The 24,705-nt window shown below is 59.2% G+C and carries 29 protein-coding genes and 1 pseudogene; 18 read left to right on the top strand and 12 right to left on the bottom strand.

What is annotated here, in order from left to right:
• Window position 1: 1 nt before the first annotated feature.
• On the top strand, window positions 2-1,441 hold the full coding sequence (gene tldD, locus BUB69_RS15845) for a metalloprotease TldD (protein ID WP_024687485.1): 1,440 nt from the start codon (window positions 2-4) through the stop codon (window positions 1,439-1,441).
• A gap of 45 nt (window positions 1,442-1,486) precedes the next feature.
• Here tldD and yjgA read toward each other — a convergent pair whose 3' ends face one another.
• Entirely contained in the window at window positions 1,487-2,008 is a 522-nt protein-coding gene (gene yjgA, locus BUB69_RS15840; RefSeq protein WP_024687484.1) for a ribosome biogenesis factor YjgA, read from the bottom strand.
• Between the two features lie 107 nt (window positions 2,009-2,115).
• Between yjgA and pmbA the strand changes: the two genes are divergently transcribed.
• From pmbA to BUB69_RS29645, 6 genes and pseudogenes are all read left to right on the top strand, one after another.
• Window positions 2,116-3,462, top strand: coding sequence for a metalloprotease PmbA (gene pmbA / locus BUB69_RS15835; protein ID WP_073168383.1), 1,347 nt, complete (start codon window positions 2,116-2,118; stop codon window positions 3,460-3,462).
• A gap of 476 nt (window positions 3,463-3,938) precedes the next feature.
• Window positions 3,939-4,334, top strand: coding sequence for a FagA protein (locus tag BUB69_RS15830; RefSeq protein WP_073168381.1), 396 nt, complete (start codon window positions 3,939-3,941; stop codon window positions 4,332-4,334).
• The gene (locus tag BUB69_RS15825) at window positions 4,327-5,703 is read left to right on the top strand and encodes a class II fumarate hydratase (RefSeq protein WP_073168379.1); all 1,377 of its coding nucleotides are present in this window, start codon (window positions 4,327-4,329) and stop codon (window positions 5,701-5,703) included. The genes BUB69_RS15830 and BUB69_RS15825 overlap by 8 nt, the downstream gene beginning before the upstream one ends.
• 32 nt (window positions 5,704-5,735) lie before the next feature.
• Window positions 5,736-6,197: a tetratricopeptide repeat protein gene (locus BUB69_RS15820; RefSeq protein ID WP_073168377.1), complete on the top strand. Its 462-nt coding sequence runs from the start codon at window positions 5,736-5,738 to the stop codon at window positions 6,195-6,197.
• A 1-nt stretch (window position 6,198) separates the two neighbouring features.
• The gene (locus BUB69_RS15815; RefSeq protein WP_073168374.1) at window positions 6,199-6,810 is read left to right on the top strand and encodes a superoxide dismutase; all 612 of its coding nucleotides are present in this window, start codon (window positions 6,199-6,201) and stop codon (window positions 6,808-6,810) included.
• A gap of 28 nt (window positions 6,811-6,838) precedes the next feature.
• A pseudogene (locus BUB69_RS29645) lies at window positions 6,839-7,036 on the top strand (ZIP family metal transporter); the annotation flags it as partial.
• Here the strand turns inward: BUB69_RS29645 and BUB69_RS15805 are convergent.
• The 10 genes from BUB69_RS15805 to BUB69_RS15760 form a co-directional block, all read right to left on the bottom strand.
• Entirely contained in the window at window positions 7,036-7,308 is a 273-nt protein-coding gene (locus BUB69_RS15805) for an HPr family phosphocarrier protein (RefSeq protein ID WP_073168369.1), read from the bottom strand. The pseudogene BUB69_RS29645 and the gene BUB69_RS15805 overlap by 1 nt on opposite strands.
• A 16-nt stretch (window positions 7,309-7,324) precedes the next feature.
• Window positions 7,325-8,182: an RNase adapter RapZ gene (gene rapZ, locus BUB69_RS15800; protein WP_073168367.1), complete on the bottom strand. Its 858-nt coding sequence runs from the start codon at window positions 8,180-8,182 to the stop codon at window positions 7,325-7,327.
• Between the two features lie 2 nt (window positions 8,183-8,184).
• A complete protein-coding gene (ptsN, locus tag BUB69_RS15795) occupies window positions 8,185-8,649 on the bottom strand; it encodes a PTS IIA-like nitrogen regulatory protein PtsN (protein WP_073168365.1) in 465 nt (154 codons plus the stop codon).
• A gap of 12 nt (window positions 8,650-8,661) precedes the next feature.
• Complete coding sequence (hpf, locus tag BUB69_RS15790) at window positions 8,662-8,970, bottom strand: ribosome hibernation-promoting factor, HPF/YfiA family (RefSeq protein ID WP_024687475.1); 309 nt, start codon at window positions 8,968-8,970, stop codon at window positions 8,662-8,664.
• A gap of 75 nt (window positions 8,971-9,045) precedes the next feature.
• Window positions 9,046-10,539, bottom strand: coding sequence for an RNA polymerase factor sigma-54 (locus tag BUB69_RS15785; RefSeq protein WP_073168362.1), 1,494 nt, complete (start codon window positions 10,537-10,539; stop codon window positions 9,046-9,048).
• Window positions 10,540-10,719: 180 nt separating this feature from the next.
• Entirely contained in the window at window positions 10,720-11,445 is a 726-nt protein-coding gene (lptB, locus tag BUB69_RS15780) for an LPS export ABC transporter ATP-binding protein (RefSeq protein ID WP_024687473.1), read from the bottom strand.
• The gene (gene lptA / locus BUB69_RS15775; RefSeq protein WP_073168360.1) at window positions 11,446-11,994 is read right to left on the bottom strand and encodes a lipopolysaccharide transport periplasmic protein LptA; all 549 of its coding nucleotides are present in this window, start codon (window positions 11,992-11,994) and stop codon (window positions 11,446-11,448) included.
• Entirely contained in the window at window positions 11,981-12,553 is a 573-nt protein-coding gene (gene lptC, locus BUB69_RS15770; RefSeq protein WP_073168358.1) for an LPS export ABC transporter periplasmic protein LptC, read from the bottom strand. Before lptC ends, lptA begins: the two co-directional genes overlap by 14 nt.
• 9 nt (window positions 12,554-12,562) lie before the next feature.
• Window positions 12,563-13,102, bottom strand: a complete 540-nt coding sequence (locus BUB69_RS15765) for a KdsC family phosphatase (protein WP_073168356.1) — start codon at window positions 13,100-13,102, stop codon at window positions 12,563-12,565.
• Window positions 13,102-14,076 (bottom strand): KpsF/GutQ family sugar-phosphate isomerase, encoded by a 975-nt coding sequence (locus tag BUB69_RS15760; protein WP_073168353.1) that lies wholly within the window; start codon window positions 14,074-14,076, stop codon window positions 13,102-13,104. The genes BUB69_RS15765 and BUB69_RS15760 overlap by 1 nt, the downstream gene beginning before the upstream one ends.
• Before the next feature lie 308 nt (window positions 14,077-14,384).
• Between BUB69_RS15760 and BUB69_RS15755 the strand changes: the two genes are divergently transcribed.
• From BUB69_RS15755 to hisC, 10 genes are all read left to right on the top strand, one after another.
• Window positions 14,385-15,194, top strand: a complete 810-nt coding sequence (locus BUB69_RS15755; protein ID WP_073168351.1) for an ATP-binding cassette domain-containing protein — start codon at window positions 14,385-14,387, stop codon at window positions 15,192-15,194.
• On the top strand, window positions 15,194-15,991 hold the full coding sequence (mlaE, locus tag BUB69_RS15750) for a lipid asymmetry maintenance ABC transporter permease subunit MlaE (RefSeq protein ID WP_073168349.1): 798 nt from the start codon (window positions 15,194-15,196) through the stop codon (window positions 15,989-15,991). Before BUB69_RS15755 ends, mlaE begins: the two co-directional genes overlap by 1 nt.
• Window positions 15,991-16,458, top strand: coding sequence for an outer membrane lipid asymmetry maintenance protein MlaD (mlaD, locus tag BUB69_RS15745; RefSeq protein ID WP_024687466.1), 468 nt, complete (start codon window positions 15,991-15,993; stop codon window positions 16,456-16,458). The genes mlaE and mlaD overlap by 1 nt, the downstream gene beginning before the upstream one ends.
• 10 nt (window positions 16,459-16,468) lie before the next feature.
• Window positions 16,469-17,122: an MlaC/ttg2D family ABC transporter substrate-binding protein gene (locus BUB69_RS15740; protein ID WP_073168347.1), complete on the top strand. Its 654-nt coding sequence runs from the start codon at window positions 16,469-16,471 to the stop codon at window positions 17,120-17,122.
• Window positions 17,119-17,424, top strand: a complete 306-nt coding sequence (locus tag BUB69_RS15735) for an STAS domain-containing protein (RefSeq protein ID WP_073168345.1) — start codon at window positions 17,119-17,121, stop codon at window positions 17,422-17,424. Before BUB69_RS15740 ends, BUB69_RS15735 begins: the two co-directional genes overlap by 4 nt.
• Before the next feature lie 113 nt (window positions 17,425-17,537).
• Complete coding sequence (locus BUB69_RS15730) at window positions 17,538-17,777, top strand: BolA family protein (RefSeq protein WP_073168343.1); 240 nt, start codon at window positions 17,538-17,540, stop codon at window positions 17,775-17,777.
• A 22-nt stretch (window positions 17,778-17,799) separates the two neighbouring features.
• Entirely contained in the window at window positions 17,800-19,065 is a 1,266-nt protein-coding gene (murA, locus tag BUB69_RS15725) for a UDP-N-acetylglucosamine 1-carboxyvinyltransferase (RefSeq protein ID WP_073168341.1), read from the top strand.
• 155 nt (window positions 19,066-19,220) lie between these two features.
• Window positions 19,221-19,856 carry an ATP phosphoribosyltransferase gene (hisG, locus tag BUB69_RS15720; protein ID WP_004881537.1) on the top strand — a complete coding sequence of 212 codons (636 nt, stop codon included), beginning with the start codon at window positions 19,221-19,223 and terminating at the stop codon, window positions 19,854-19,856.
• 124 nt (window positions 19,857-19,980) lie between these two features.
• Window positions 19,981-21,327, top strand: a complete 1,347-nt coding sequence (gene hisD, locus BUB69_RS15715; RefSeq protein WP_073168338.1) for a histidinol dehydrogenase — start codon at window positions 19,981-19,983, stop codon at window positions 21,325-21,327.
• Window positions 21,327-22,379, top strand: coding sequence for a histidinol-phosphate transaminase (gene hisC / locus BUB69_RS15710; protein WP_073168336.1), 1,053 nt, complete (start codon window positions 21,327-21,329; stop codon window positions 22,377-22,379). Before hisD ends, hisC begins: the two co-directional genes overlap by 1 nt.
• A gap of 291 nt (window positions 22,380-22,670) precedes the next feature.
• Here hisC and algW read toward each other — a convergent pair whose 3' ends face one another.
• Window positions 22,671-23,831, bottom strand: coding sequence for a Do family serine endopeptidase AlgW (algW, locus tag BUB69_RS15705; protein WP_024687158.1), 1,161 nt, complete (start codon window positions 23,829-23,831; stop codon window positions 22,671-22,673).
• A gap of 110 nt (window positions 23,832-23,941) precedes the next feature.
• Between algW and BUB69_RS15700 the strand changes: the two genes are divergently transcribed.
• Complete coding sequence (locus BUB69_RS15700) at window positions 23,942-24,700, top strand: Nif3-like dinuclear metal center hexameric protein (protein ID WP_073168333.1); 759 nt, start codon at window positions 23,942-23,944, stop codon at window positions 24,698-24,700.
• Window positions 24,701-24,705: the final 5 nt, after the last annotated feature.

Here is a 24,705-nt window from a genome sequence, read left to right as displayed (position 1 = left end):
TATGAGTGACGTGTCCTCAGTCAGCGAACACCTTCTGGCCCCCGGCGGCCTGAGCCTCGACAGCCTGCAATCAGTGTTGGGCGAGCTGGCAGGCCCGGGTATCGACGCGGCTGATCTGTATTTTCAAGGCATGATTTCCGAATCCTGGTCGCTCGAAGACGGAATCGTCAAAGAAGGCAGTTTCAACCTTGATCAGGGTGTGGGAGTCCGTGCACAGTCCGGTGAGAAAACCGGTTTTGCGTACAGCAATGCCATCACCGAAGAGGCGCTGCTTACCGCCGCACGTGCTGCGCGCTCCATCTCCCGTGCAGGGCAGAACGGTCGTGTCCAGGCGTTCACCTCCCAGGACGTGACGCAGCTCTATGCACCGGATAACCCGCTGGAAGTCCTGACCCGCGCTGAAAAGGTGGCCTTGCTCAAGCGCATCGATGTGGCAACCCGTGCCCTGGATTCGCGTATTCAGCAGGTCTCGGTGAGCATGGCCGGGGTCTGGGAGCGGATTCTGGTGGCGGCTGCCGACGGCAGTCTTGCCGCCGATGTGCGCCCGCTGGTGCGCTTCAACGTCAGTGTCATCGTCGAGCAGAATGGCCGTCGCGAGCGCGGCGGCCATGGCGGTGGCGGGCGTACCGACTACCGTTATTTCCTGACCGACGACCGCGCCATGGGCTATGCCCGTGAAGCGCTGCGTCAGGCGCTGGTCAATCTGGAAGCGATTCCCGCACCGGCAGGCACCTTGCCCGTCGTGCTGGGTTCGGGCTGGTCAGGCGTTCTGCTGCACGAAGCGGTGGGGCATGGCCTGGAAGGCGACTTCAATCGCAAAGGCAGTTCGGCTTACAGCGGCCGCATGGGCGAGATGGTCGCTTCCAAGCTGTGCACCATCGTCGATGACGGCACGCTGGCCGGTCGTCGCGGTTCGCTGAGCGTCGATGATGAAGGCACGCCCACCGAATGCACGACCCTGATCGAGAACGGCGTTCTCAAGGGCTATATGCAGGACAAACTGAACGCACGGCTGATGGGTGTGGCGCGCACCGGCAACGGCCGTCGCGAATCCTATGCACACCTGCCAATGCCACGCATGACCAACACCTACATGCTGGGCGGCCAGAGTGATCCACAGGAAATCATCGCCTCGGTGAAGCGTGGTATCTACTGCGCCAACCTGGGTGGCGGCCAGGTGGACATCACCAGCGGCAAGTTCGTGTTCTCGACCAGCGAGGCGTATCTGATCGAAGACGGCAAGATCACCGCGCCGGTCAAAGGTGCGACCTTGATCGGGAACGGGCCGGAAGCCATGAGTCGGGTTTCGATGGTGGGTAACGACCTGTCGCTGGACAGCGGCGTCGGTACCTGCGGCAAGGACGGGCAATCGGTGCCAGTGGGCGTGGGTCAGCCTACGCTGAAAATCGACGCGATTACCGTGGGCGGTACAGGCAACTGAACATGAGTCGGGACTGGCCGATGACGGCCGGTCCCGAGGTCGAGATCAACGCAGACCGCGTTGGATTTCGTCCAGCTCACGGATGTATTTGAAGATTTTGCGGCTGGTGGCCGGCGGTTTGTTGCGTGCAACTTCGTGTTGCGCCTGACGGATCAAGGAACGCAGTTGCTGGCGATCGGCGTCAGGGTATTCGACCACGAATTTTTCCAGGTCGCTGTCATCACCCGCGATCAGGCGATCACGCCAGCGCTCAAGACCGTGGAAACGTTCATTGTATTGGCGAGTGGAGGCATCGAGTTGGTCCAGCAAAACCAGAATGGCTTCCTGATCCTGATCGCGCATCAGCTTGCCAATGAACAGGATGTGCCGCTTGCGCGCAATGTTGGCCGTGTGCTTCGGCGCTTCGGCCAAAGCCTTGCGCAGTGCATCGGTCAACGGCAGCTTGGCCAGTACATCGGCTTTGAGTGTCGTCAGTCGCTCGCCGAGATCAACCAGAGCATGCAGCTCTCGTTTGACCTGGGTTTTGCTTTTCTCCCCGTCGAGGGAGTCGTCGTAAGAATCAACCATGGGGGCAGTCCGCTAAGAAACGCCGCCATGATAACCAGTCGAGGGCCGCTTGTCCGGCCCGGTCGGTATTCGGCCTGTGCCGAAAGCAGAATTTGATGGAGAAAGTCATGAGTGCAAACCAAAGCGTCGGCCCACAGGCCTTGCCCGAACTGCAGGAACAGGTCGAGCAGATCATCGCCGAAGCCAGGCGTCAGGGCGCCAGCGCGTGTGAAGTCGCGGTGTCGCTGGAGCAGGGCCTGTCGACCTCGGTGCGTCAGCGCGAAGTCGAAACGGTCGAGTTCAACCGCGATCAGGGGTTCGGCATTACCTTGTACGTCGGCCAGCGCAAGGGCTCGGCCAGCACCTCGGCCACGGGCGCTGAGGCGATTCGCGAAACGGTCGCTGCAGCCTTGGCGATTGCCGAGCATACGTCGGAGGATGAAAGCTCGGGTCTTGCCGATGCTGCGTTGATGGCCAGGGAGACCATGGATTTTGATCTCTATCACGCGTGGGACATAAAGCCCGAGCAGGCCATCGAGAAGGCGCTGCTGTGCGAGGCTGCCGCTTTCGATGCCGACAACCGCATCAAGAACGCCGATGGCACCACGCTCAACACCCATCAGGGCTGCCGTGTTTACGGCAACAGCAATGGTTTTATCGGCGGCTACGCCTCGACCCGTCACAGCCTCAGTTGCGTGATGATCGCCGAAGGCGAAGGCCAGATGCAGCGAGATTACTGGTACGACGTGAATCGTCAGGGCCAGTTGCTGGCGGATGCCGAGAGCATCGGTCGCAAGGCGGCGCAGCGCGCCGCGAGCCGCCTGGGCGCACGTCCTGTCCCGACATGCGAAGTGCCGGTGCTGTTTTCCGCCGAACTGGCGGGCGGTCTGTTCGGCAGCTTTCTGGGCGCGATTTCCGGCGGCACGCTGTATCGCAAATCCTCATTCCTGCAGGACTCGCTGGGCCATCGGCTGTTTCCCGAGTGGATGACCATCGACGAGCGTCCACACCTGATGCGGGCCATGGGCAGCTCGGCATTCGACAGCGACGGCCTGGCGACTTACGCCAAACCCTTCGTTGAAAAGGGCGACCTGGTGTCCTACGTGCTCAGCACCTATTCGGGCCGCAAACTGGGCATGCCGAGTACGGCGAACGCGGGCGGTGTACACAATCTGTTCGTTACCCATGGCACGGAAGATCAGGACGCGCTGATCCGGCGCATGGGTCGTGGCCTGCTGGTCACCGAGCTGATGGGCAGTGGCCTGAACATGGTCACGGGTGATTACTCGCGTGGTGCAGCGGGTTTCTGGGTCGAGAATGGCGAGATTCAGTTCCCGGTTCAGGAAGTGACCATTGCTGGCAACATGCGTGACATGTTCAAGCAGATCGTCGCCGTTGGCAGCGATCTTGAGCTGCGCAGCAACATCCGCACGGGCTCGGTGCTGATTGAGCGCATGACGGTGGCGGGTAGCTGACACACATCCGTTTGGTGGGGGCGTGCATCCTTTCGCGAGGGTCGCATCTCGAAAGGTGCATTTCGAGTGACGGTTACCGCCTCTTCGCGAGCAAGCTCGCTCCCACGAGGTTATGGACTGCTGAGTGGCAGCAAGCTTGCTCCCGCGAGGTTATGGACTGCTGAGTGGCAGCAAGCTTGCTCCCACGAGGTTGGGCAGTCATGAGTGGGAGCGAGCTTGCTCGCGAAGGGTGTATTTCAGGCGCTGGGTTTCAGCCGGAAGGCCCAGCGCTCTAGCGAAAAAGCTCGCCCCATTTGCCACACAGTCAGCCGATTGTGCCCATGCTCTCCCGACCAACCCGCTAGCACAGCGCACGGTAACACCCGCCTGGCACCCTTAAGCCGATCTTCCCCTCCGATCACAAATCCAACACTGCACTTGTTTTGATTCTCGATCTCATTCAATAATGAATCTCATTTTCATAATGAGGTGCGGTCATGGGATCTGTTCTGCACGAGCTACCCCATCTGGAAAACTGGCGTGGTTTGAGTCTGCGGATTCGCTGTGCCTTTGAGCCTGACGAGCCGCGGCTGATCGAGCATTACTTCGCCGAAGGGCGCTATCTGGCGCGTTTCACCGCCACACCTCACGCCCTGATCGCTGAAACCACTTTCCGCCTTTTGATGGACACCGCTCGCGACACGATGCTGCCCTGGCATTGGCGCTGTCTGTGTCTGGATCAGGCCTGGCGTCCGCTGCGCGATGTCGAGGCCCTGGCCTGCACGCCCGCTCGCCGTCAGCGCTGGGAGGCCTGTGTTCATCAACTGGCGTCCTGCGTGCTGCAACCCTCGATTTCTCCTTCTGAACTGGTGCAAGGACATTGCGATGAGTAATACCCGTATCGAACGCGACAGCATGGGCTCGTTACAAGTGCCGGCCGAGGCTCTGTATGGCGCACAGACTCAACGTGCGGTGGATAACTTTCCGATCAGCCATCAGCGTATGCCTGCGCAATTCATTCGGGCCTTGCTGCTCGCCAAGGCTGCTGCGGCTCACGCGAACCTTGAGCTGGAGCAGATCAGTGAAGGGCAGAGCAAAGCGATTGTCGGTGCAGTGGAGCAGTTACTGGGCAGCGACTTCATGACCCATTTTCCGGTGGATATCTTTCAGACCGGATCGGGCACCAGCACCAATATGAACGCCAACGAGGTGATCGCCACCCTTGCCAGCCGTATTCTGGGCGAGTCGGTCAACCCCAATGACCACGTCAACTGTGGGCAAAGCAGTAACGACATCATTCCGACGACGATTCACGTCAGCGCCGCGCTGGCGCTGCATGAACAACTGCTGCCCGCCTTGAGTCATCTGGTGGACGTCACAGAACACAAAGCCGTTCAGGTTCACAGCTTCGTCAAGACCGGCCGCACGCATTTGATGGACGCCATGCCGGTGCGCATGAGCCAGGTGCTGAATGGCTGGTCGCAGCAGATTCGCGCCAACATCGAACATCTCCAAGGGCTACAACCCAGTCTTCAGGCGTTGGCCCAAGGCGGCACGGCAGTCGGCACCGGGATCAATGCGCACCCCGAGTTCGCCGGTCGCTTCAGTGCGCACCTCAGCGCACTGAGCGGCATCAACTTCACTCAGGGCAAGGATCTGTTCGCGCTGATCGGCTCGCAGGACACTGCGGTCGCTGTCTCGGGTCAGCTCAAGGCGACAGCCGTTTCGCTGATGAAGATCGCCAATGACCTGCGCTGGATGAACTCCGGCCCATTGGCAGGCCTGGGTGAAATCGAGCTTGAGGCCCTGCAACCGGGCTCTTCGATCATGCCAGGCAAGGTCAATCCGGTAATCCCGGAAGCCACAGCGATGGTCGCGGCACAGGTGATTGGCAACGACGCCACCATTACCGTGGCGGGCCAGTCAGGCAATTTCGAGCTGAACGTGATGCTGCCGATCATCGCGCAGAACCTGCTCAGCAGCATCGAATTGCTCGCCAACGCCAGCCGACTGCTGGCTGACAAGGCGATTGCCAGCTTCAAGGTCAATGACGCCCGGCTCAAGGAGGCGCTGTCTCGCAACCCGATTCTGGTCACCGCGCTCAACCCGATCATCGGCTACCAGAAAGCCGCTGAAATCGCCAAAAAAGCCTATCAGGAAGGCCGCCCGGTGATCGACGTTGCCCTTGAGCACACCGACTTGCAACGCAGCCAACTGGAAGTGTTGCTCAACCCCGAAAAACTCACCGCCGGCGGCATCTGATTCCATCCGGCCAACGCACCTGGAGGTCTGTCATGCAGCATTGGAAACGCACCATTGAACTGGCCAATCGCTGTTTCAAGCTTGGCGACTGGGTCGAAGCCCGCGAGCTGTACCTCCAGGCCCTGGCGCTGGCGCAAGTGCTGTTCGAGCGCTGGGCCGATGCTGACGAAGCGGTTGCGGCCTGTGTGGTTTCTCACCACAACCTGGCCGACCTGCACCTGAGTCTGGGTCAGCCGGAGGAGAGTGCCGAGTACCTGTGCGCCATCCACCAGCGCCTGCTGCAGACCATGCAGGACACGCGTTTGTCGCCCGCCTTGCGTCAAGCCGCGTTGCGCCATAGCAGTAAAACCTATGCCGAACTGTTGGCGTTCATCAGCGAATACGGCGAATACCCACGCACCCATCGATTGCTGAACAGCAGTGGCGAGCACACGCGCTCGTCGTTGCAGCGTGATTCAGCGGCCACCTCTGGCCTTTTCTACGGAGCACATTGATATGCCTTACACCTTGCCAGCACTCCCTTACGCCTACGATGCGCTTGAGCCGCACATTGATGCGCAGACCATGGAGATCCATTACACCAAGCACCACCAGACGTACATCAACAACCTCAACGCCGCTGTGGACGGCACCGAGTACGCAGAGTGGCCGATCGAAAAACTGGTCGCCAGCGTCAAGCAGTTGCCTGAAAACCTGCGTGCTGCGGTGATCAACCAGGGCGGCGGGCATGCCAACCATTCGCTGTTCTGGGAGGTCATGGTGCCCGGCGGTGGCGGTTTGCCAAAGGGCGCCGTTGCCCAGGCCATCGACGAGCAGTTAGGCGGCTTCGACAGTTTCAAGGAGGCGTTCACCAAAGCTGCCCTGACGCGTTTCGGCAGCGGATGGGCCTGGCTGAGCGTTACGCCGGAGAAAAAGCTGGTGGTGGAAAGCAGCGGTAACCAGGACAGCCCGCTGATGAATGGCAACACACCGATTCTCGGCCTTGATGTCTGGGAGCACGCCTACTACCTGCGCTACCAGAACCGTCGTCCGGAATACATCAACGCGTTCTACAACGTCGTCAATTGGGACGAAGTGTCCCGGCGTTATCAAGCCGCCGTGGCCTGATTTCCATAACCATCATCCAGGGCTGTTTATGCGTTCTGAAATACTCGCGATCAGCAGTGTGCGGTTGTTTCGTCTGGCGGTAGGGACCGTGCTGCTTGTGGCGGGTATGGCGTTGCTGGCGGCTCAGGGGCTCGCATGGTTGAACCTTGAGCCGCGTCTGTTGGCCACTCTGGAAGGTGGCGCGGCCTGTGACCTGGGCATGCAGGGCAGGGCGGGGGCGACGCCTTACTCGCCCTCGTCGAACCGGTTGTTGATCAGCTCGACCAGACCGTCCAGTGCGTCCTGCTCGCCTTCGCCTTCAGTCAGCAAATGAATCTCGGTGCCTTTACCGGCGGCCAGCATCATCACGGCCATGATGCTCTTGCCATCGACCATGCTGTCCGGCGAACGGCCGACGCGGATCTGGCAGGGAAACTTGCCGGCTACGCCAACGAACTTGGCAGCCGCACGGGCGTGCAGGCCCAATTTGTTGATGATGGTGATTTGACGGGCGGGCATCGCAGAGAAGATCCTTTCAGCTGAGGTCGCGGTGGCGAACCTGAACGTTCTTGAGTGATTGTTGCAAGACCTGACCCAGTCGCTCTGTCAGATAGACGGAGCGATGATGCCCGCCTGTGCAGCCTATGGCGATAGTCACGTACGAGCGATTGCTGGCCGCGAAACGAGGCAGCCATTTGTTGAGGTACGAGAAGATATCCTGAAACATCTCTTCAACGTCCGGCTGTGCCGCCAGGTATTCGATGACCGGCTCTTCAAGCCCGGAATGATCGCGCAGCTCGGGCTTCCAGTACGGGTTGGGCAGGCAACGCACGTCGAAGACCAGGTCCGCATCGACCGGCATTCCACGCTTGAAGCCGAATGATTCGATCAGGAATGCAGTGCCGGGTTCAGGCTTGTTCAGCAGGCGCAGCTTGAGGGCGTCGCGCAACTGATAAAGATTGAGGTGCGTGGTGTTGATCTTGAGGTCGGCCAGATCGATGATCGGCCCCAGCAATGTGGTTTCGTCACGAATCGCCTCGGCCAGCGAGCGGTCTGAGGTGCTCAGCGGATGACGGCGACGGGTTTCGGAAAAGCGCTTCAACAAGGTGGCTTCGTCAGCATCCAGATACAACACGTCGCACTGGATGTTACGAGCGCGCACCTCATCGAGCATGGCTGGAAAGCGGGTCAGGTGGCTGGGCAGATTGCGTGCGTCAATGGACACCGCCAGAAGCGGCTCTGCCAGTTCCGTATTGATCAGTGCGCGTTCGGCGAGTTCCGGGAGAAGGCCAGCCGGCAAGTTATCGACACAGTAGAAACCACTGTCTTCCAGCACATCGAGCGCCGTGCTCTTGCCCGAGCCGGAGCGGCCGCTCACGATGATCATGCGCATGGTCAGTGGCCGTTCTGCACGTCTAGCACGACCTGATAGAGCGCCTCATTGGTCTTGGCGCTGCGCAGGCGTTTGCGCACATCCTCACGGTCGAGCATGCTGGCGATCTGTCGCAGCAGTTCCAGGTGTTTGTCGGTGGCGGCTTCGGGAACCAGCAGCACGAAGAGCAGATCGACGGGCGCGCCGTCGATGGCGTCGAAATCCACGGCTGATTCGAGATGGATCACTGCGCTTACGGGATCGCCACAGGTGGCAAGGCGGCAGTGAGGGATGGCAATACCATTGCCAAATCCGGTGGAGCCCAGTTTTTCACGGGCAACGAGCGCTTCAAACACCGTTTGCGAATCCATGCCCGGCACTTCGCGGCCGATCAGGTTGGCAATTTGTTCGAGTACGCGCTTCTTGCTGCCACCCGGCACGTTCACGAGGGAACGGCCGGGGGTCAGGATTTCTTCAATTCGAATCATGTGTGATGAGTGTCAGCGAGCGGTGGCACCCTTGAGGATGCTTTGCTGCTTTTCCTTATGCTTGAGCAATTGTCTGTCGAGCTTGTCAGTGAGCAGGTCGATGGCCGCATACATGTCGTCATGTTCAGCATTGGCAACTACCTCCCCACCGTGGATATGCAGCGTGGCTTCGATCTTCTGCTTCAGTTTCTCGACCGCCATCGTGACCTGCACGTTTGTAATCTTGTCAAAATGCCCTTCGAGCTTCTTGAGCTTGAGCTCAACGTATTCGCGAAGGGGCTTGGTCACTTCCAGTTGGTGTCCACTGATGTTGACTTGCATACAGCTTTCTCCTTTGCCAGTGCATAAAGAGGCAGGCATGGCGCCTGCCACTGGAACGCTGTGGCTCGGCCTGCATCACATCAGTCGCTTGCGCTCACTGGAAGGCGCAATCCCAAGGGATTCGCGGTACTTGGCGACTGTGCGGCGGGCTACTTGAATGCCTTGTGCCTCCAGTAAACCAGCGATCTTGCTATCACTCAACGGCTTTTTCTGATTTTCGGCCGCAACCAGTTTTTTGATGATTGCGCGAATTGCCGTGGATGAGCATTCGCCGCCTTCAGAGGTGCTGACGTGGCTGGAAAAGAAGTATTTCAGCTCGTAAATGCCGCGCGGCGTATGCATGAACTTCTGGGTGGTCACCCGGGAAATCGTCGATTCGTGCATGCCCACTGCCTCGGCGATGTCGTGCAGGACCAGCGGTTTCATGGCTTCGTCACCATATTCAAGGAAGCCACGCTGGTGTTCGACGATCTGGGTCGCGACCTTCATCAGTGTTTCGTTGCGGCTCTGCAGGCTCTTGATGAACCAGCGGGCTTCCTGCAACTGATTGCGCATGAAGGTGTTGTCGGCGCTGGTGTCGGCGCGACGCACGAATCCTGCGTACTGAGGATTGACGCGCAGGCGGGGAACCGACTCCTGGTTCAGTTCGACCAGCCAGCGCTCGTTATCCTTGCGCACGATGACATCGGGCACTACATATTCGGCTTCGGTGGATTCGATCTGCGAGCCCGGGCGCGGGTTGAGGCTCTGAACCAGTTCGATGACCTGGCGAAGCTCGTCTTCCTTGAGCTTCATGCGGCGCATCAACTGGCCGTAATCGCGGCTGCCCAACAGGTCGATGTAATCGGTCACCAGGCGCTGCGCTTCGGCAAGCCATGGAGTTTTTGCGGGCAGCTGACGCAATTGCAACAGCAGGCATTCGCTCAACGTGCGAGCGCCTATGCCAGCGGGTTCGAATTGCTGGATGCGATGCAGGACCGCTTCGATTTCATCCAGCTCGATGTCCAGCTCGGGATCGAAGGATTCAAGAATCTCTTCGAGCGTCTCGTCCAGATAGCCTTGATTGTTGATGCAGTCGATCAGCGTCACAGCGACCAGACGATCCTTGTCGGACATCGGGGCCACGTTGAGTTGCCACAGCAGGTGGCTTTGCAGGCTTTCACCGACCGACGTGCGGGTGGTGAAGTCCCACTCATCATCGTCGTTGCTGGGCAGGCTGCTGGCGCTGGTCTGGTAGATATCTTCCCAGGCGGTATCCACAGGCAGCTCGTTGGGAATACGTTCGCCCCACTCGCCGTCCTCAAGATTGTCTACAGTCGGGGCAGACTCCTGATAGGTCGGTTCCTGGACGTCGGGATTGGGTTTTTGCTCGATGTTGTCAGCCAGAGGGTCGGAATTGTCGAAGTCGTCGCCTTCTTCCTGACGTTCCAGCATAGGGTTCGATTCCAGCGCCTCCTGAATCTCCTGCTGGAGGTCCAGAGTGGATAGCTGAAGTAAGCGGATTGCCTGTTGCAGCTGCGGTGTCATCGTCAGCTGCTGGCCCATTCTCAAGACTAGCGATGGTTTCATGGCAGGGGCTAAACACCTTATTCGCCGGCGCACACGCGCCATCCACTACAGGCGCCGAAACGCCAACTTAAGCAAATTATATGCCTGAAAGCGGGTCGTTTGCCTAGAGCACCTCGACAAATAATGCATTGTCAACAGGCCGCTTGGGCATTGGTCGCCTGATCAGGCCAGATGCGGTGATTACAGGCGGAATTCGTGACCCAGATAGACTTCCTTCACCAGCTGGTTGGCCAGGATGGTTTCCGAGTCGCCTTCTGCAATCAATTGCCCGTCGTTGACGATGTAGGCCGTCTCGCAGATATCCAGCGTCTCACGGACGTTGTGGTCGGTGATCAGTACACCGATGCCCTTGGCCTTGAGGTGATGGATGATCTGCTTGATGTCGCCTACCGAAATAGGGTCGACGCCTGCGAAGGGTTCGTCCAGGAGGATGAACTTGGGGGCTGTGGCCAGCGCACGTGCAATCTCCACGCGACGACGTTCGCCACCCGACAAGCTCATGCCCAGGTTGTCGCGAATGTGCGTGATGTGGAACTCCTGCAACAGGCTTTCCAGTTCCTTGCGACGCCCCGCCTGGTCGAGTTCCTTGCGGGTCTCAAGGATGGCCATGATGTTGTCGGCCACTGAAAGCTTGCGAAAGATCGAGGCTTCCTGCGGCAGATAGCCGATGCCGGCGCGTGCGCGACCGTGCATGGGCTGGTGGCTGACGTCCAGGTCGTCGATCAGCACGCGGCCCTGATCAGCCTGTACCAGACCGACGATCATGTAGAAACAGGTGGTCTTGCCGGCGCCGTTAGGGCCCAGCAAGCCAACGATCTGACCGCTGTCGATGGAAATGCTCACATCGCGTACGACCTGACGGCTCTTGTAGCTTTTAGCCAGATGCTGGGCTTTCAGCGTCGCCATTTACTGGGCCTTCTGCGGTTGATCGGTTTTCTTTTTCGGCTGGATGACCATGTCGATCCGTGGGCGCGGGGCTGTCACTTTCGCACCGCCATTGGCCCGGCCTGCGCTGACGATCTGCTTGACGGTGTCGTAGACGATCTTCTCGCCTTCGGACGTGTTGCCGTCATTGATGACCTTGGCCTTGTCGATCAGCACGATACGATCCTGCGCCGCGTAGTACTGAATGGTGACGGCGTAGGCCTGCACGATCGGCTTGTCCACGGAAGGCTTCTGCTCGTAGTACGCCAGGTTGCCGACGGAGGTGAATACGTCGACTTCGCCCTGTGCATTACGGGTGATGGTCACGGTGTTGCCGGTGATCTTCATCGAGCCTTGCGTGATGATGACGTTGCCCTTGTAGGTGGCAACACCTTTCTTGTCATCGAGCTGCGCATCGTCGGACTGGATGTGGATCGGCTGATCGCGGTCGGTCGGCAGAGACCAGGCGCTCGCGCTTCCCAGTGCTGCGCCCAGGCCGAGCAAGAAAGGAAGAGTTTTAACGAGCCTCATACTGTCCTCTTACGTTGGACAGCAGGTCCATCCTGCCGTCGTTCAAATACGCTTTCATTCCCTTGGCCGTAGTGACACCGCCCGCGCCGTCGATTCTAACGACTTGCTCGGTCTGCGCATATTGCTTCTGTGGGAATACCGTCATGCGACTACTGGTGATGATAGTCGTACGTTGTTTTTCGTCGGTCCGCGCAACGCGAACGGAATCGATGAGTTCGACCTGGTCGCCGCCGGGCGATACCTCGCCCTGCTTGCTCTGTACATGCCAAGGGAAGAGGGTGCCGCGGTACATCTGCAGGTCGGGCGTGGTCAGCAGGGTCACGTCAGTGGCCTTCACGTGCTCGACCTTGTCGGCCGTCATGTCGTACTGAAGCTTGCCATCGGGCAGGTACTGGACGCTGTGCGCATTGATTGCGTAGTAATCAATGGCATTTTCGTCGACAGCAGCCACAGGCTGGTCCATGAAGCTTTCCGGGCTTACGTTCCAGTAGCCGACAGCGGCGAGCAACAGCGCCAGTACTCCGAAAAGCAGGAACTTCCGAATTTTTTTACTGAACATAAATGGCTTCTATAAATAGGCGGAGTGAGCCGCTTCAAGGTTGCCTTGCGCACTCAGAATCAGTTCGCAGAATTCGCGTGCTGCACCTTCGCCGCCGCGCGCCTGTGTAACACCGTGCGCGTGCTGGCGAACGAACCCGGCCGCGTTGGCAACCGCCATGCCCAGGCCGACGCGTCGGATGACTGGCAAGTCTGGCAGATCGTCACCCAGATAGGCGACCTGTTCATAACTCAATTTCAATTCGGTCAGCAGTTGGTCAAGGACCACCAGCTTGTCTTCACGCCCCTGATACAGGTGCTCGATGCCCAGGTTCTTGGCCCGGCGCTCGACCACAGGTGTCTTTCGACCGCTGATGATAGCCGTCGTTACACCGGAGGCTATCAGCATTTTGATGCCTTGGCCGTCGAGCGTGTTGAATGTCTTGAATTCGCTACCGTCTTCAAGGAAATAAAGCCGCCCGTCAGTCAGCACGCCATCGACGTCGAAGACCGCCAGTTTAATGGCCTTGCCGCGTTGCATCAGTTCGCTGTGGGCTGTCTGAGTCTGCATCACATCACTCCCGCGCGCAGTAGATCCTGCAGGTTGAACGCGCCGACCGGACGGTCTTGCGGATCAACCACGACCAGGGCGCTGATCTTGAAGTCTTCCATTATTTTCAGGGCTTCGGCGGCGAGCATGTCCGCATGGGCCGTCTTGCCGTGAAGGGTCATGACTTCATCGATGGTGGTCTGGCGGATATCGATCGGGCGGTCCAGCGTGCGGCGCAAGTCGCCGTCCGTGAAGATCCCGGCCAGTGTGCCGTCCGTTTCAAGTATCGCGGTCATGCCCAGACCCTTGCGGGTCATTTCCAGCAGCGCATCGCGCAACAGCGTGCCGCGTTGGACCGTGGGCAGTGCATCGCCGGAATGCATGACGTGCTCGACCTTGAGCAGCAGGCGTCGGCCCAGCGCACCGCCGGGATGGGAAAAGGCGAAATCTTCAGCTGTGAATCCACGTGCTTCGAGCAGCGCGACGGCCAGGGCATCGCCCATGACCAGTGTGGCGGTGGTCGAGGAGGTAGGGGCAAGGTTGAGCGGACAGGCTTCGTGCGCGACCTGGACGTTGAGATTGACGTCGGCTGCCTTGGCCAGCGTCGATTCCGGGTTGCCGGTCAGGCTGATCATCTTGATGCCCAGACGCTTGATCAACGGCAGCAGGGTGACGATCTCGTTGGTCGTGCCCGAGTTGGACAGGGCCAGAATGATGTCATCGCGGGTGATCATGCCCATGTCGCCATGGCTGGCTTCAGCCGGGTGTACAAAAAATGAAGTGGTGCCGGTGCTCGCCAGTGTCGCGGCAATCTTGTTGCCTACGTGGCCGGATTTACCCATGCCGACTACAACGACGCGCCCTTTGCTGGCCAGGATCATGTCGCACGCGCGCACGAAATCGGCATCGAGACGTCCCAGCAAGCCTTCAATGGCTTCTATCTCGAGGCGGATGGTGCGTTGCGCGGATTGAATCAGGTCACTGGATTGGTTCATATCTTGAAAGGGTCGGCCTGCTGAAAGCCGGCGATTATAGCGGTAATGTACGATTCCCTCACGTCTGATCGTCGTTGTGATGTTTTTAAACGAATTTCCTACGGGTTGACGGGTCTGTAGTCGGGCAATTAGCTATCGCGTCATAGGCTGAAAAAATATCGGTGAATAACTGAACCTACTGGTTCTCTTCTTGGGTGGCCGTAACGACGATGGTATAGTTCGCGGCTTGTTCGGCCCGCCTGGACAGCCTGTCTTCCTTCTTCGGGACTCGGCGGCTGAGGAGGGAGGCTGTATCGCAAGGAGTTTAGATGAGTCCTGATGACGCCTACGCCGTCGAGTTGAAAGGGGTTTCTTTCAAACGCGGTACGCGCAGCATTTTCAATAATGTCGATATTCGTATTCCTCGGGGCAAAGTCACCGGGATCATGGGGCCATCGGGCAGCGGCAAGACCACTCTGCTGCGTTTGATGGGCGCACAACTGCGCCCCAGCGAAGGCCAGGTGTGGGTCAACGGTCAGAACCTGCCCGAGCTTTCGCGCAGCGATCTGTTCGATGCCCGCAAGCACATGGGCGTGCTGTTTCAGAGCGGCGCGCTGTTCACCGATCTGGATGTGTTCGAAAACGTCGCCTTTCCGTTGCGCGTGCATACCGATCTGCCCGAAGAAATGATTCGTGACATCGTGTTGCTGAAATTGCAGGCGGTGGGGCTGCGCGGGGCCGTCGAACTGATGCCCGACGAGCTGTCCGGTGGTATGAAGCGGCGCGTTGCGCTGGCGCGTGCAATCGCCATGGATCCGCAAATTCTGATGTACGACGAGCCTTTCGTCGGTCAGGACCCGATTGCGATGGGCGTGCTGGTGCGTCTGATCCGCCTGCTCAACGATGCGTTGGGCATTACCAGCATTGTGGTGTCACATGATCTGAGCGAGACGGCGAGCATCGCCGATTATCTGTACGTCGTGGGTGACGGCCAGGTACTCGGGCAGGGGACGCCACAGGAACTGTTGTCTTCGGATAACCCGCGCATTCGTCAATTCATGACCGGCGAACCGGATGGCCCTGTGCCGTTTCACTATCCGGCTCCGGATTTTCGCGAAGATCTTTTGGGGAAGCGCTGATGCGCAAGAAGTCATTGATGGACCGTGTTCGCCTGCTTGGGCGCTCGGCCATAGATATCGTTACCGTTCTGGGGCGTTCAGGGATTTTTCTCGGTCATGCCCTGTTGGGGCGTGGCGGAACCGGCAGCAGCTTTCAATTGCTGGTCAGGCAGCTGTACTCGGTCGGCGTGATGTCGCTGGTCATCATTGTGGTGTCGGGTATGTTCATCGGCATGGTGCTTGCGCTTCAGGGCTTCAGCATTCTGACCAAGTACGGTTCGGAGCAGGCGGTGGGCCAGATGGTCGCGCTGACCTTGCTGCGTGAACTGGGGCCGGTCGTTGCCGCGCTACTGTTCGCGGGGCGCGCCGGTTCGGCGCTGACGGCCGAGATCGGCAACATGAAATCGACCGAGCAGCTCTCCAGTCTGGAGATGATCGGCGTCGACCCGCTCAAATACATCGTTGCACCGCGCCTGTGGGCGGGGTTTATCTCGTTGCCGATTCTGGCAATGATCTTCAGCGTGGTCGGTATCTGGGGTGGATCCTGGGTCGCGATCGACTGGTTGGGAGTCTATGAAGGTTCTTTCTGGTCGAACATGCAGAACAGTGTTTCCTTCACGAATGATGTGCTCAACGGGGTCATCAAAAGCGTCGTATTTGCTTTTGTGGTGACATGGATTGCCGTTTTCCAGGGATATGACTGTGAGCCCACTTCCGAGGGCATCAGTCGCGCCACGACCAAAACCGTGGTTTACGCCTCGCTGGCAGTGTTGGGCCTGGACTTTATTTTGACCGCCTTGATGTTTGGAGATTTCTGATGCAAAACCGCGCCATCGAAACCGGTGTCGGCCTGTTCCTGCTGGCCGGGATACTGGCTTTGCTCTTGCTGGCCCTGCGAGTCAGTGGTCTGAGCACCAGTGCGACCAATGACAGTTATAAACTTTATGCCTACTTCGACAATATTGCCGGTTTGACTGTCAGAGCCAAGGTAAGCATGGCCGGCGTCACCATCGGCAAGGTCACAGCGATCGATCTGGATCGTGATTCCTTTACCGGTCGTGTCACGCTGGAGATCCAGAAGAAGGTCGACAACCTTCCTGCGGACTCCACTGCGTCGATCCTGACGGCTGGCCTGCTGGGTGAAAAATACATTGGGTTGAGCGTCGGCGGCGATGAAGCGCTGCTCAAGGACGGGGCAACCATCCATGACACGCAGTCGTCGCTTGTGCTCGAAGATCTGATCGGGAAATTCCTGCTCAATACCGTAAGTAAAGACGCCAAGTAAGGAGCTTTAAATGATCTCTATTCTGCGCCGTGGCCTGCTGGTATTACTGGCCACACTGCCGATGCTGGCCAACGCTGCGACGTCGCCGTCGGCTCATGACCTGGTAGATCGCACCACCAAGGAGTTGTTGAGCGACCTGGCCGCCAACAAGGAACAGTACAAAGCCAATCCCGGGGCTTTTTACGATGCCTTGAACCGCATCGTCGGTCCGGTTGTGGACGCTGACGGCATTTCTCGCAGCATCATGACCGTCAAGTACTCGCGCAAGGCAACCCCTGCGCAAATGCAGCGCTTTCAGGAAAACTTCAAGCGCAGCCTGATGCAGTTCTACGGCAATGCGCTGCTGGAATACAACAACCAGGGCATTACCGTAGCGCCTGCCAAGGATGAGGGTGCTGATCGCACCAGCGTCGACATGCAGGTCAAAGGCAATAATGGTGCTGTTTACCCGGTTTCCTACACCCTGGAAAAAATCAGCGGTGAGTGGAAAGTGCGTAACGTCATCATCAACGGTATCAACATCGGCAAGTTGTTCCGTGATCAGTTCTCCGACGCCATGCAGCGTAACGGCAACGATCTGGACAAGACCATCGATGGCTGGGCGGGCGAAGTGGCGAAGGCCAAGGAAACCACCGACGAAGCTGCGCAGAAGTCCGCACAATGACCGAGACGGCTGTCCGCCTGGTCGGGCCTGGTGAATTGAAACTGGTCGGTGTACTGGATTACCGCACAGGTCCGCAGCTGCGCAAGCAGGGCGCGGCCCTGATCAAGTCCGGCGACTTGAACAGCCTGACGCTCGATTGTTCTGGCGTCGAGAAGTCCAGCAGCGTGGGCCTGGCCCTGCTGCTGGCTTTCATGCGCGATGCAAGTGAAGCCGGCAAGACGATCAAAGTGCAGTCTTTGCCCGAAGACATGCGTAAAATCGCTCAGGTTTCTGGCCTGAACGAGCTTCTGGACATCCATTAACAGGTAGATCGGAAAAGCCCTCTGTCCGTCGCCCCATCACCGGGGTTCGCATAGCATGGGCTTTTTTGTATCATGGCCGACCCGCGCGCGTTCAGCGCCGATCGAGGTTAAGCATGCAGGCCGTAGAAGTTAAAGGCTTCCTTGAAGGAAAGCTGCCCGAAATCAAAGTGGAAGTTGAAGGCGAAGGCTGCAACTTTCAGCTGAACGTCATCAGTGACGAGCTGGCCAGCATGAGCCCCGTCAAGCGTCAGCAACAGATCTATGCCCATCTGAACCCTTGGATTGCCGATGGCAGCATCCACGCGGTGACTATGAAATTTTTCAGCCGCGCTGCCTGGGCCGAGCGCACCTGAGCCAATTGGTGTCGAGATTCTAATGGATAAATTGATTATTACCGGCGGTGTTCGTCTTGACGGCGAAATCCGCATCTCCGGGGCAAAGAACGCTGCCTTGCCGATCCTTGCAGCAACCCTGCTGGCCGATGGGCCGGTTACCGTTCAGAACCTGCCGCACCTGCACGACATCACCACCATGATCGAGCTGTTTGGTCGCATGGGTATCGAGCCTGTGATCGACGAAAAGCTCAGCGTGGAAATCGACCCTCGCACGATAAAGACACTGATCGCGCCGTATGAGCTGGTCAAGACCATGCGTGCGTCGATCCTGGTGCTCGGCCCGATGGTGGCTCGTTTCGGTGAAGCCGAAGTCGCGCTGCCCGGCGGCTGCGCCATCGGTTCGCGTCCGGTTGACCTGCACATTCGTGGCCTTGAAGCCATGGGTGCGATCATCGACGTGGAAGGCGGCTACATCAAGGCCAAGGCACCGGAAGGCGGCCTGCGTGGCGCCAACTTCTTTTTCGATACCGTGAGCGTGACCGGTACCGAGAACATCATGATGGCTGCCAGCCTCGCCAACGGCCGCAGCGTTCTGCAGAACGCCGCGCGTGAGCCTGAAGTGGTCGATCTGGCCAACTTCCTGATCGCCATGGGTGCAAAAATCCACGGCGCAGGCACCGACACCATCACCATCGATGGTGTGAAGCGTCTGGGGCCTGCGACCTACAAGGTCATGCCCGACCGTATCGAAACCGGCACCTACCTGGTCGCCGCTGCCGTGACCGGCGGCCGCGTCAAGGTCAAGGACACCGATCCGACGATTCTGGAAGCTGTCCTGCTCAAGCTTCAGGAAGCCGGTGCTGAAATCACGACCGGTAATGACTGGATCGAACTGAACATGCACGGCAAGCGGCCCAAGGCTGTCAATGTGCGGACCGCCCCTTACCCGGCGTTCCCGACCGACATGCAGGCGCAGTTCATTTCGCTCAACGCCATTGCCGAAGGCACCGGCGCAGTGATCGAGACCATCTTCGAAAACCGCTTCATGCACGTGTATGAGATGCACCGCATGGGCGCGCATATCCAGGTGGAAGGCAACACGGCCATCGTGACCGGCATGCCAAGCCTCAAGGGCGCGCCCGTCATGGCGACCGACCTGCGTGCTTCGGCCAGTCTGGTGATTTCAGCCCTGGTGGCTGAAGGCGACACGCTGATCGACCGCATTTACCACATCGACCGTGGTTACGAGTGCATCGAAGAGAAGCTGCAGATGCTGGGCGCCAAGATCCGTCGCGTTCCGGGTTAGTCGTACGTGACCCTGACGCTTTTCGGCGTCAGGGTTGCTGTTCGATAGCGGGTGTGATTTTCTGATTCGTTCCACCTCCGGCATCCGTTGCCTGAGGGTTGTCATGCGCCGTTTGCGTCATGCCAAAAGTTTCCTGATAAGGACTTACGTTTCCCATGTTGACCATCGCACTGTCCAAGGGCCGCATCCTTGACGACACCCTGCCGCTTCTCGCTGAAGCGGGCATCGTGCCGACCGAGAATCCGGACAAGAGCCGCAAGCTCATCATTCCCACGACCCAGCCTGACGTGCGTCTGCTGATCGTGCGCGCCACCGACGTACCGACGTACGTCGAGCATGGCGCTGCCGACCTGGGTGTTGCGGGCAAGGATGTGCTGATGGAATACACCGGCCAGGGCCTGTATGAGCCGCTGGATCTGCAGATTGCCAAGTGCAAGCTGATGACCGCCGGTGCCATTGGTGCGGTCGAGCCCAAGGGTCGCCTGCGCGTTGCGACCAAGTTCGTCAATGTCGCCAAACGCTATTACGCCGAGCAAGGCCGTCAGGTCGACATCATCAAACTGTACGGCTCGATGGAACTGGCGCCGCTGATCGGTCTGGCTGACAAGATCATCGACGTGGTCGATACCGGCAACACTCTGCGTGCCAATGGTCTTGAGCCACAGGAACTGATCGCCACCATCAGTTCGCGTCTGGTGGTGAACAAGGCTTCCATGAAAATGCAGCACGCGCGCATTCAGGCGCTCATCGACACCCTGCGCAAGGCAGTGGAGTCGCGACACCGCGGCTGATCCGATCACGCAACGTTGAGTTGCGTCCAGCTATCCGTGTCATAGCCAAGTTTCTCAGGTGCCTGCGCGGATAGCTTGGTAGCTTTAGGCTCCTGAGCATCCGCCAATTATTGAGGCCCTCGCCATGACCACTTCCACTGCAATTCGCCGACTCAATGCTGCCGACCCGGATTTCGCCCGACATCTGGATCATCTGCTGAGCTGGGAAAGTGTGTCTGACGACTCGGTCAATCAGCGCGTGCTCGACATCATCAAGGCCGTGCGTGAGCGTGGCGATGCGGCATTGGTGGAGTTCACCCAGCGCTTTGATGGCCTGCAGGTTGCGTCGATGGCCGATTTGATTCTGCCCCGCGAGCGTCTGGAACTGGCCCTGACCCGTATCACGCCCGTCCAGCGCCAGGCGCTTGAGACTGCCGCCGAGCGCGTGCGCAGCTATCACGAGAAACAGAAGCAGGATTCCTGGAGCTACACCGAAGCCGATGGCACGGTGCTGGGCCAGAAAGTCACGCCACTGGATCGTGCCGGTCTTTACGTGCCGGGCGGCAAGGCGTCCTATCCGTCCTCGGTGTTGATGAACGCCATCCCTGCCAAAGTGGCAGGCGTGACCGAAGTGGTCATGGTGGTGCCGACCCCGCGTGGCGAGATCAACGAGCTGGTGCTGGCTGCGGCCTGCATCGCCGGTGTCGATCGTGTCTTCACCATCGGTGGCGCGCAGGCTGTGGCCGCGCTGGCCTACGGTACCGAAAGTGTGCCCAGGGTCGACAAGGTCGTCGGGCCTGGCAACATTTATGTCGCCACGGCCAAGCGCCATGTGTTCGGCCAGGTCGGCATCGACATGATTGCCGGTCCTTCCGAGATTCTGGTGGTGTGTGACGGCCAGACCGATCCTGACTGGATCGCCATGGACCTGTTCTCCCAGGCCGAGCATGACGAAGACGCGCAGGCGATTCTGGTCAGCCCGGATGCCGAGTTCCTCGACAAGGTGGCTGCCAGCATCACGCGCCTGCTGCCTACGATGGACCGTGCGGCGATTGTCGAGACGTCCATCAATGGCCGTGGGGCGTTGATCAAGGTGGCGGACATGGCTCAAGCCATTGAAGTTGCCAACCGCATCGCCCCTGAGCACCTGGAATTGTCGGTGGCCGATCCTGAAGCATGGTTGCCGCATATTCGCCATGCCGGTGCCATCTTCATGGGCCGTCACACGTCCGAGGCGCTGGGCGATTATTGCGCCGGTCCCAACCACGTATTGCCTACTTCCGGTACGGCGCGCTTTTCGTCGCCGCTGGGTGTTTACGATTTCCAGAAGCGCTCGTCGATCATTTATTGCTCGCCGCAAGGTGCGTCTGAACTGGGCAAGACAGCCTCCGTGCTGGCCCGTGGCGAGTCGCTGAGTGGCCATGCCCGCAGCGCCGAATATCGAATTACCGACCCGAGCTGGAAAGCCGGCGGCACAGAGGAAGGCAAATAATGAGTAAATTCTGGAGTCCGTTTGTCCGCGATCTGGTGCCTTACGTGCCGGGTGAGCAGCCAAAACTGAGCAAGCTGGTCAAACTCAACACCAACGAAAACCCTTACGGCCCCTCGCCCAAGGCGCTTGAAGCCATGCGCGGTGCGCTCACCGACGACCTGCGTCTGTACCCTGATCCCAATAGTGATCTGCTCAAGCAGGCCGTTGCCACTTACTACGGTGTCGAGCCGAGCCAGGTGTTCCTGGGCAACGGTTCCGACGAAGTGCTGGCGCATATCTTTTACGGCTTGTTCAAGCACGATGCGCCGTTGCTCTTCCCGGACATCAGCTACAGCTTCTATCCGGTGTACTGCGGCCTGTACGGCATCGATTACGAACCTGTAGCGCTGGATGAGCAGTTCCAGATCCGGGTCGAGGATTACGCACGGCCGAACGCCGGGATCATCTTCCCCAACCCCAATGCACCCACTGGCTGCCTGCTGGCCCTGGATGCCGTCGAGCAGATCGTCAAATCCAGCCCGGATTCAGTGGTGGTCGTGGACGAAGCCTACATCGACTTTGGCGGCGAGACCGCGATTACGCTGGTCAATCGCTATCCGAACCTGCTGGTGACGCAGACCCTCTCCAAATCACGTTCGCTGGCAGGCCTGCGCGTCGGGCTTGCGGTCGGCCATCCGGACCTGATCGAAGCGCTGGAGCGGGTCAAGAACAGCTTCAACTCCTACCCGCTGGACCGCATGGCCAATGTGGGCGGTGCGGCAGCGTTCGAGGATCGTGAGCACTTCGAGGTGACGCGCAACAAGGTCATTGAAAGCCGTGAGGCGCTGGTCGAGCAATTGCAGGCCAAGGGCTTCGACGTTCTGCCTTCAGCTGCCAACTTCATCTTCGCCCGCCACCCGCAGCACGACGCGGCCGCATTGGCGGCGAAGCTGCGTGAGCAGGGCGTGATCGTGCGTCACTTCACGCAGCAGCGCATCGCGCAATTCCTGCGCATCAGCATCGGGACGCCGGAGCAGCATCAGGCGTTGCTGGAAGGGCTGAGCGATATCTGAGGCAAGAGTGACTCAGCGCGTCACGGACAAAACGCCGGTGACGTGCCGAGCGCCTACCTTGCGCAGGTAGCACTGTCTGTGTGGGAGCGAGCTTGCTCGCGAAGAGGCCATTACATCCAGCGGAGATGTTGCGTCTGGAACACGGCTTTCGCGAGCAAGCTCGCTCCCACTTTGACTGCGTTTACTCAGCCGTTTGCCTGTGGAGTGATCAGTTTGATCGCTCCCAGGCAGCGCTGCATTCAGCCAGCGAGACGTGTGCACATGATTGCGTGCACAGCGCTCGCCCGGAGGTCACTCAGGATTCGCAACGGGTGCCGGTGCCGGTGGCGGACGCAGGCCTACTTCGGCGCTCAGTCGCAACTCCTTGCCGTTACGCATCACGTCGATGGCGATCTTGTCCTTGGGTTTGGTGCGCGCCACCTGGTTCATCGAGCGCCGGCCATCGCCAGCCGGTTCACCATTGATGCTCAGGATCACGTCGCCCAGTTGCAATCCGGCTTTCTGCGCCGGTCCGTCGCGGAAAATACCGGCGACCACGATGCCCGGACGATCCTTCAGGCCGAACGATTCGGCCAGTTCCTGAGTGAGGGGCTGAACTTCGATGCCCAGCCAGCCACGAATCACCTGACCGTGTTCGATGATCGACTTCATGACATCCATCGCCAGCTTGGTTGGAATCGCAAAACCGATACCCTGCGAGCCGCCCGACTTGGAAAAGATCGCTGTGTTGATGCCTGTCAGGTTGCCGCTGGCATCCACCAGCGCGCCGCCCGAGTTGCCGGGGTTGATGGCCGCGTCGGTCTGGATGAAGTCCTCGTAGGTGTTGAGCCCCAACTGGTTGCGACCTGTGGCACTGATGATGCCCATGGTCACTGTCTGACCAACCCCGAACGGGTTGCCGATAGCCAGCGCCACATCGCCGATGCGGATGCCATCGGAGCGGGCGATGGTGATCGCCGGCAGATTTTTCAGGTCGATCTTCAACACTGCAAGGTCGGTTTCAGGGTCGTTACCGATGACCCTGGCGATGGTCTCGCGGCCGTCCTTGAGCGCTACCACTATCTGGTCTGCACCCGTGGTGACGTGGTTATTGGTCAGAATGTAGCCTTCCGGGCTCATGAGCACGCCGGACCCAAGGCTGGACTCCATGCGTTTCTGTTTGGGTGCGTTGTCACCGAAGAAGCGTCGGAACTGCGGATCCTCGAACAGCGGGTTGGCACCCTTGTTCACCATCTTGGTGGTATAGAGGTTGACCACCGCAGGCGCTGCGGCACTGACCGCATCGGCGTACGAGGACGGGCCTTGCATGATATTGGTGGTCTGCGGTGCCTGTTGCAGATTGACATCCAGGCTTGGCAGCCCCACCCATTGCGGATAACGCTGAATGATCAGCATGGCGATAAGCACGCCGGCCAGCAATGGCCAGCCGAAAAAGCGCAGTGCCTTGAGCATTGAACAAGTCCTGGTGGTTTCGGCGCAGAAAGTTTTGCCGCGTGTGCGCCATAATGGCGGGCATTATACGAGCACAAAGCCGCTCTGAACTGCATATTTAGGAGTCTTTTATGGCTGTTGCCCTGAGCACCCTGGTCGAAGAAGCCGACCGCTACCTGAACAGCGCCCGTATTCAGGATTATTGCCCCAACGGCCTGCAGGTCGAGGGCCGTCCGCAAGTGATGCGGATCGTCAGCGGAGTGACGGCCAGCCAGGCCCTGCTCGACGCTGCTGTCGAGGCCCAGGCGGATCTGATCCTGGTCCATCACGGTTACTTCTGGAAGGGCGAAAACCCCTGTGTGGTCGGCATGAAGCAGCGCCGCCTGAAAACGCTGCTCAAGCATGATATCAGCCTGCTGGCCTATCACTTGCCGCTGGACGTGCATCCCGATGTGGGCAACAACGTGCAGTTGGCGCGTCAACTGGATATTACGGTCGAAGGTCCACTCGATCCGGAAAACCCGAAAGTGGTCGGCTTGGTCGGCTCCCTGTCCGAGCCCATGACTCCGCGTGATTTCGCCCGCCGTGTGCAGGAAGTGCTGGGTCGGGAACCGCTGCTGATTGAGGGCAGCCAGATGATTCGTCGTGTCGGCTGGTGCACGGGCGGTGGGCAGGGCTATATCGATCAGGCCGTGCGTGAAGGCGTGGACCTTTTTCTGAGCGGCGAGGCGTCGGAGCAGACCTTTCACAGTGCGCGGGAAAACGACATCAGCTTCATCGCTGCTGGCCATCACGCCACCGAGCGTTACGGCGTTCAGGCACTGGGCGATTACCTGGCCCGTCGTTTTGCGCTCGAGCACATTTTCATCGATTGCCCGAATCCGATCTGAGTGAT

It is taken from the genome of Pseudomonas asturiensis (assembly GCF_900143095.1).
GTDB classification, from domain to species: domain Bacteria; phylum Pseudomonadota; class Gammaproteobacteria; order Pseudomonadales; family Pseudomonadaceae; genus Aquipseudomonas; species Aquipseudomonas asturiensis.
This window is presented reverse-complemented; position numbering and strand designations above follow the sequence as displayed.

Excerpts from the sequence above, each read along its gene's own strand:
- tldD (WP_024687485.1), top strand. The coding sequence starts at position 2 with ATGAGTGACGTGTCCTCAGTCAGCGAACACCTTCTGGCCCCCGGCGGC.
- yjgA (WP_024687484.1), bottom strand. The coding sequence starts at position 2,008 with ATGGTTGATTCTTACGACGACTCCCTCGACGGGGAGAAAAGCAAAACC.
- pmbA (WP_073168383.1), top strand. The coding sequence starts at position 2,116 with ATGAGTGCAAACCAAAGCGTCGGCCCACAGGCCTTGCCCGAACTGCAG.
- BUB69_RS15830 (WP_073168381.1), top strand. The coding sequence starts at position 3,939 with ATGGGATCTGTTCTGCACGAGCTACCCCATCTGGAAAACTGGCGTGGT.
- BUB69_RS15825 (WP_073168379.1), top strand. The coding sequence starts at position 4,327 with ATGAGTAATACCCGTATCGAACGCGACAGCATGGGCTCGTTACAAGTG.
- BUB69_RS15820 (WP_073168377.1), top strand. The coding sequence starts at position 5,736 with ATGCAGCATTGGAAACGCACCATTGAACTGGCCAATCGCTGTTTCAAG.
- BUB69_RS15815 (WP_073168374.1), top strand. The coding sequence starts at position 6,199 with ATGCCTTACACCTTGCCAGCACTCCCTTACGCCTACGATGCGCTTGAG.
- BUB69_RS15805 (WP_073168369.1), bottom strand. The coding sequence starts at position 7,308 with ATGCCCGCCCGTCAAATCACCATCATCAACAAATTGGGCCTGCACGCC.
- rapZ (WP_073168367.1), bottom strand. The coding sequence starts at position 8,182 with ATGCGCATGATCATCGTGAGCGGCCGCTCCGGCTCGGGCAAGAGCACG.
- ptsN (WP_073168365.1), bottom strand. The coding sequence starts at position 8,649 with ATGATTCGAATTGAAGAAATCCTGACCCCCGGCCGTTCCCTCGTGAAC.
- hpf (WP_024687475.1), bottom strand. The coding sequence starts at position 8,970 with ATGCAAGTCAACATCAGTGGACACCAACTGGAAGTGACCAAGCCCCTT.
- BUB69_RS15785 (WP_073168362.1), bottom strand. The coding sequence starts at position 10,539 with ATGAAACCATCGCTAGTCTTGAGAATGGGCCAGCAGCTGACGATGACA.
- lptB (WP_024687473.1), bottom strand. The coding sequence starts at position 11,445 with ATGGCGACGCTGAAAGCCCAGCATCTGGCTAAAAGCTACAAGAGCCGT.
- lptA (WP_073168360.1), bottom strand. The coding sequence starts at position 11,994 with ATGAGGCTCGTTAAAACTCTTCCTTTCTTGCTCGGCCTGGGCGCAGCA.
- lptC (WP_073168358.1), bottom strand. The coding sequence starts at position 12,553 with ATGTTCAGTAAAAAAATTCGGAAGTTCCTGCTTTTCGGAGTACTGGCG.
- BUB69_RS15765 (WP_073168356.1), bottom strand. The coding sequence starts at position 13,102 with ATGCAGACTCAGACAGCCCACAGCGAACTGATGCAACGCGGCAAGGCC.
- BUB69_RS15760 (WP_073168353.1), bottom strand. The coding sequence starts at position 14,076 with ATGAACCAATCCAGTGACCTGATTCAATCCGCGCAACGCACCATCCGC.
- BUB69_RS15755 (WP_073168351.1), top strand. The coding sequence starts at position 14,385 with ATGAGTCCTGATGACGCCTACGCCGTCGAGTTGAAAGGGGTTTCTTTC.
- mlaE (WP_073168349.1), top strand. The coding sequence starts at position 15,194 with ATGCGCAAGAAGTCATTGATGGACCGTGTTCGCCTGCTTGGGCGCTCG.
- mlaD (WP_024687466.1), top strand. The coding sequence starts at position 15,991 with ATGCAAAACCGCGCCATCGAAACCGGTGTCGGCCTGTTCCTGCTGGCC.
- BUB69_RS15740 (WP_073168347.1), top strand. The coding sequence starts at position 16,469 with ATGATCTCTATTCTGCGCCGTGGCCTGCTGGTATTACTGGCCACACTG.
- BUB69_RS15735 (WP_073168345.1), top strand. The coding sequence starts at position 17,119 with ATGACCGAGACGGCTGTCCGCCTGGTCGGGCCTGGTGAATTGAAACTG.
- BUB69_RS15730 (WP_073168343.1), top strand. The coding sequence starts at position 17,538 with ATGCAGGCCGTAGAAGTTAAAGGCTTCCTTGAAGGAAAGCTGCCCGAA.
- murA (WP_073168341.1), top strand. The coding sequence starts at position 17,800 with ATGGATAAATTGATTATTACCGGCGGTGTTCGTCTTGACGGCGAAATC.
- hisG (WP_004881537.1), top strand. The coding sequence starts at position 19,221 with ATGTTGACCATCGCACTGTCCAAGGGCCGCATCCTTGACGACACCCTG.
- hisD (WP_073168338.1), top strand. The coding sequence starts at position 19,981 with ATGACCACTTCCACTGCAATTCGCCGACTCAATGCTGCCGACCCGGAT.
- hisC (WP_073168336.1), top strand. The coding sequence starts at position 21,327 with ATGAGTAAATTCTGGAGTCCGTTTGTCCGCGATCTGGTGCCTTACGTG.
- algW (WP_024687158.1), bottom strand. The coding sequence starts at position 23,831 with ATGCTCAAGGCACTGCGCTTTTTCGGCTGGCCATTGCTGGCCGGCGTG.
- BUB69_RS15700 (WP_073168333.1), top strand. The coding sequence starts at position 23,942 with ATGGCTGTTGCCCTGAGCACCCTGGTCGAAGAAGCCGACCGCTACCTG.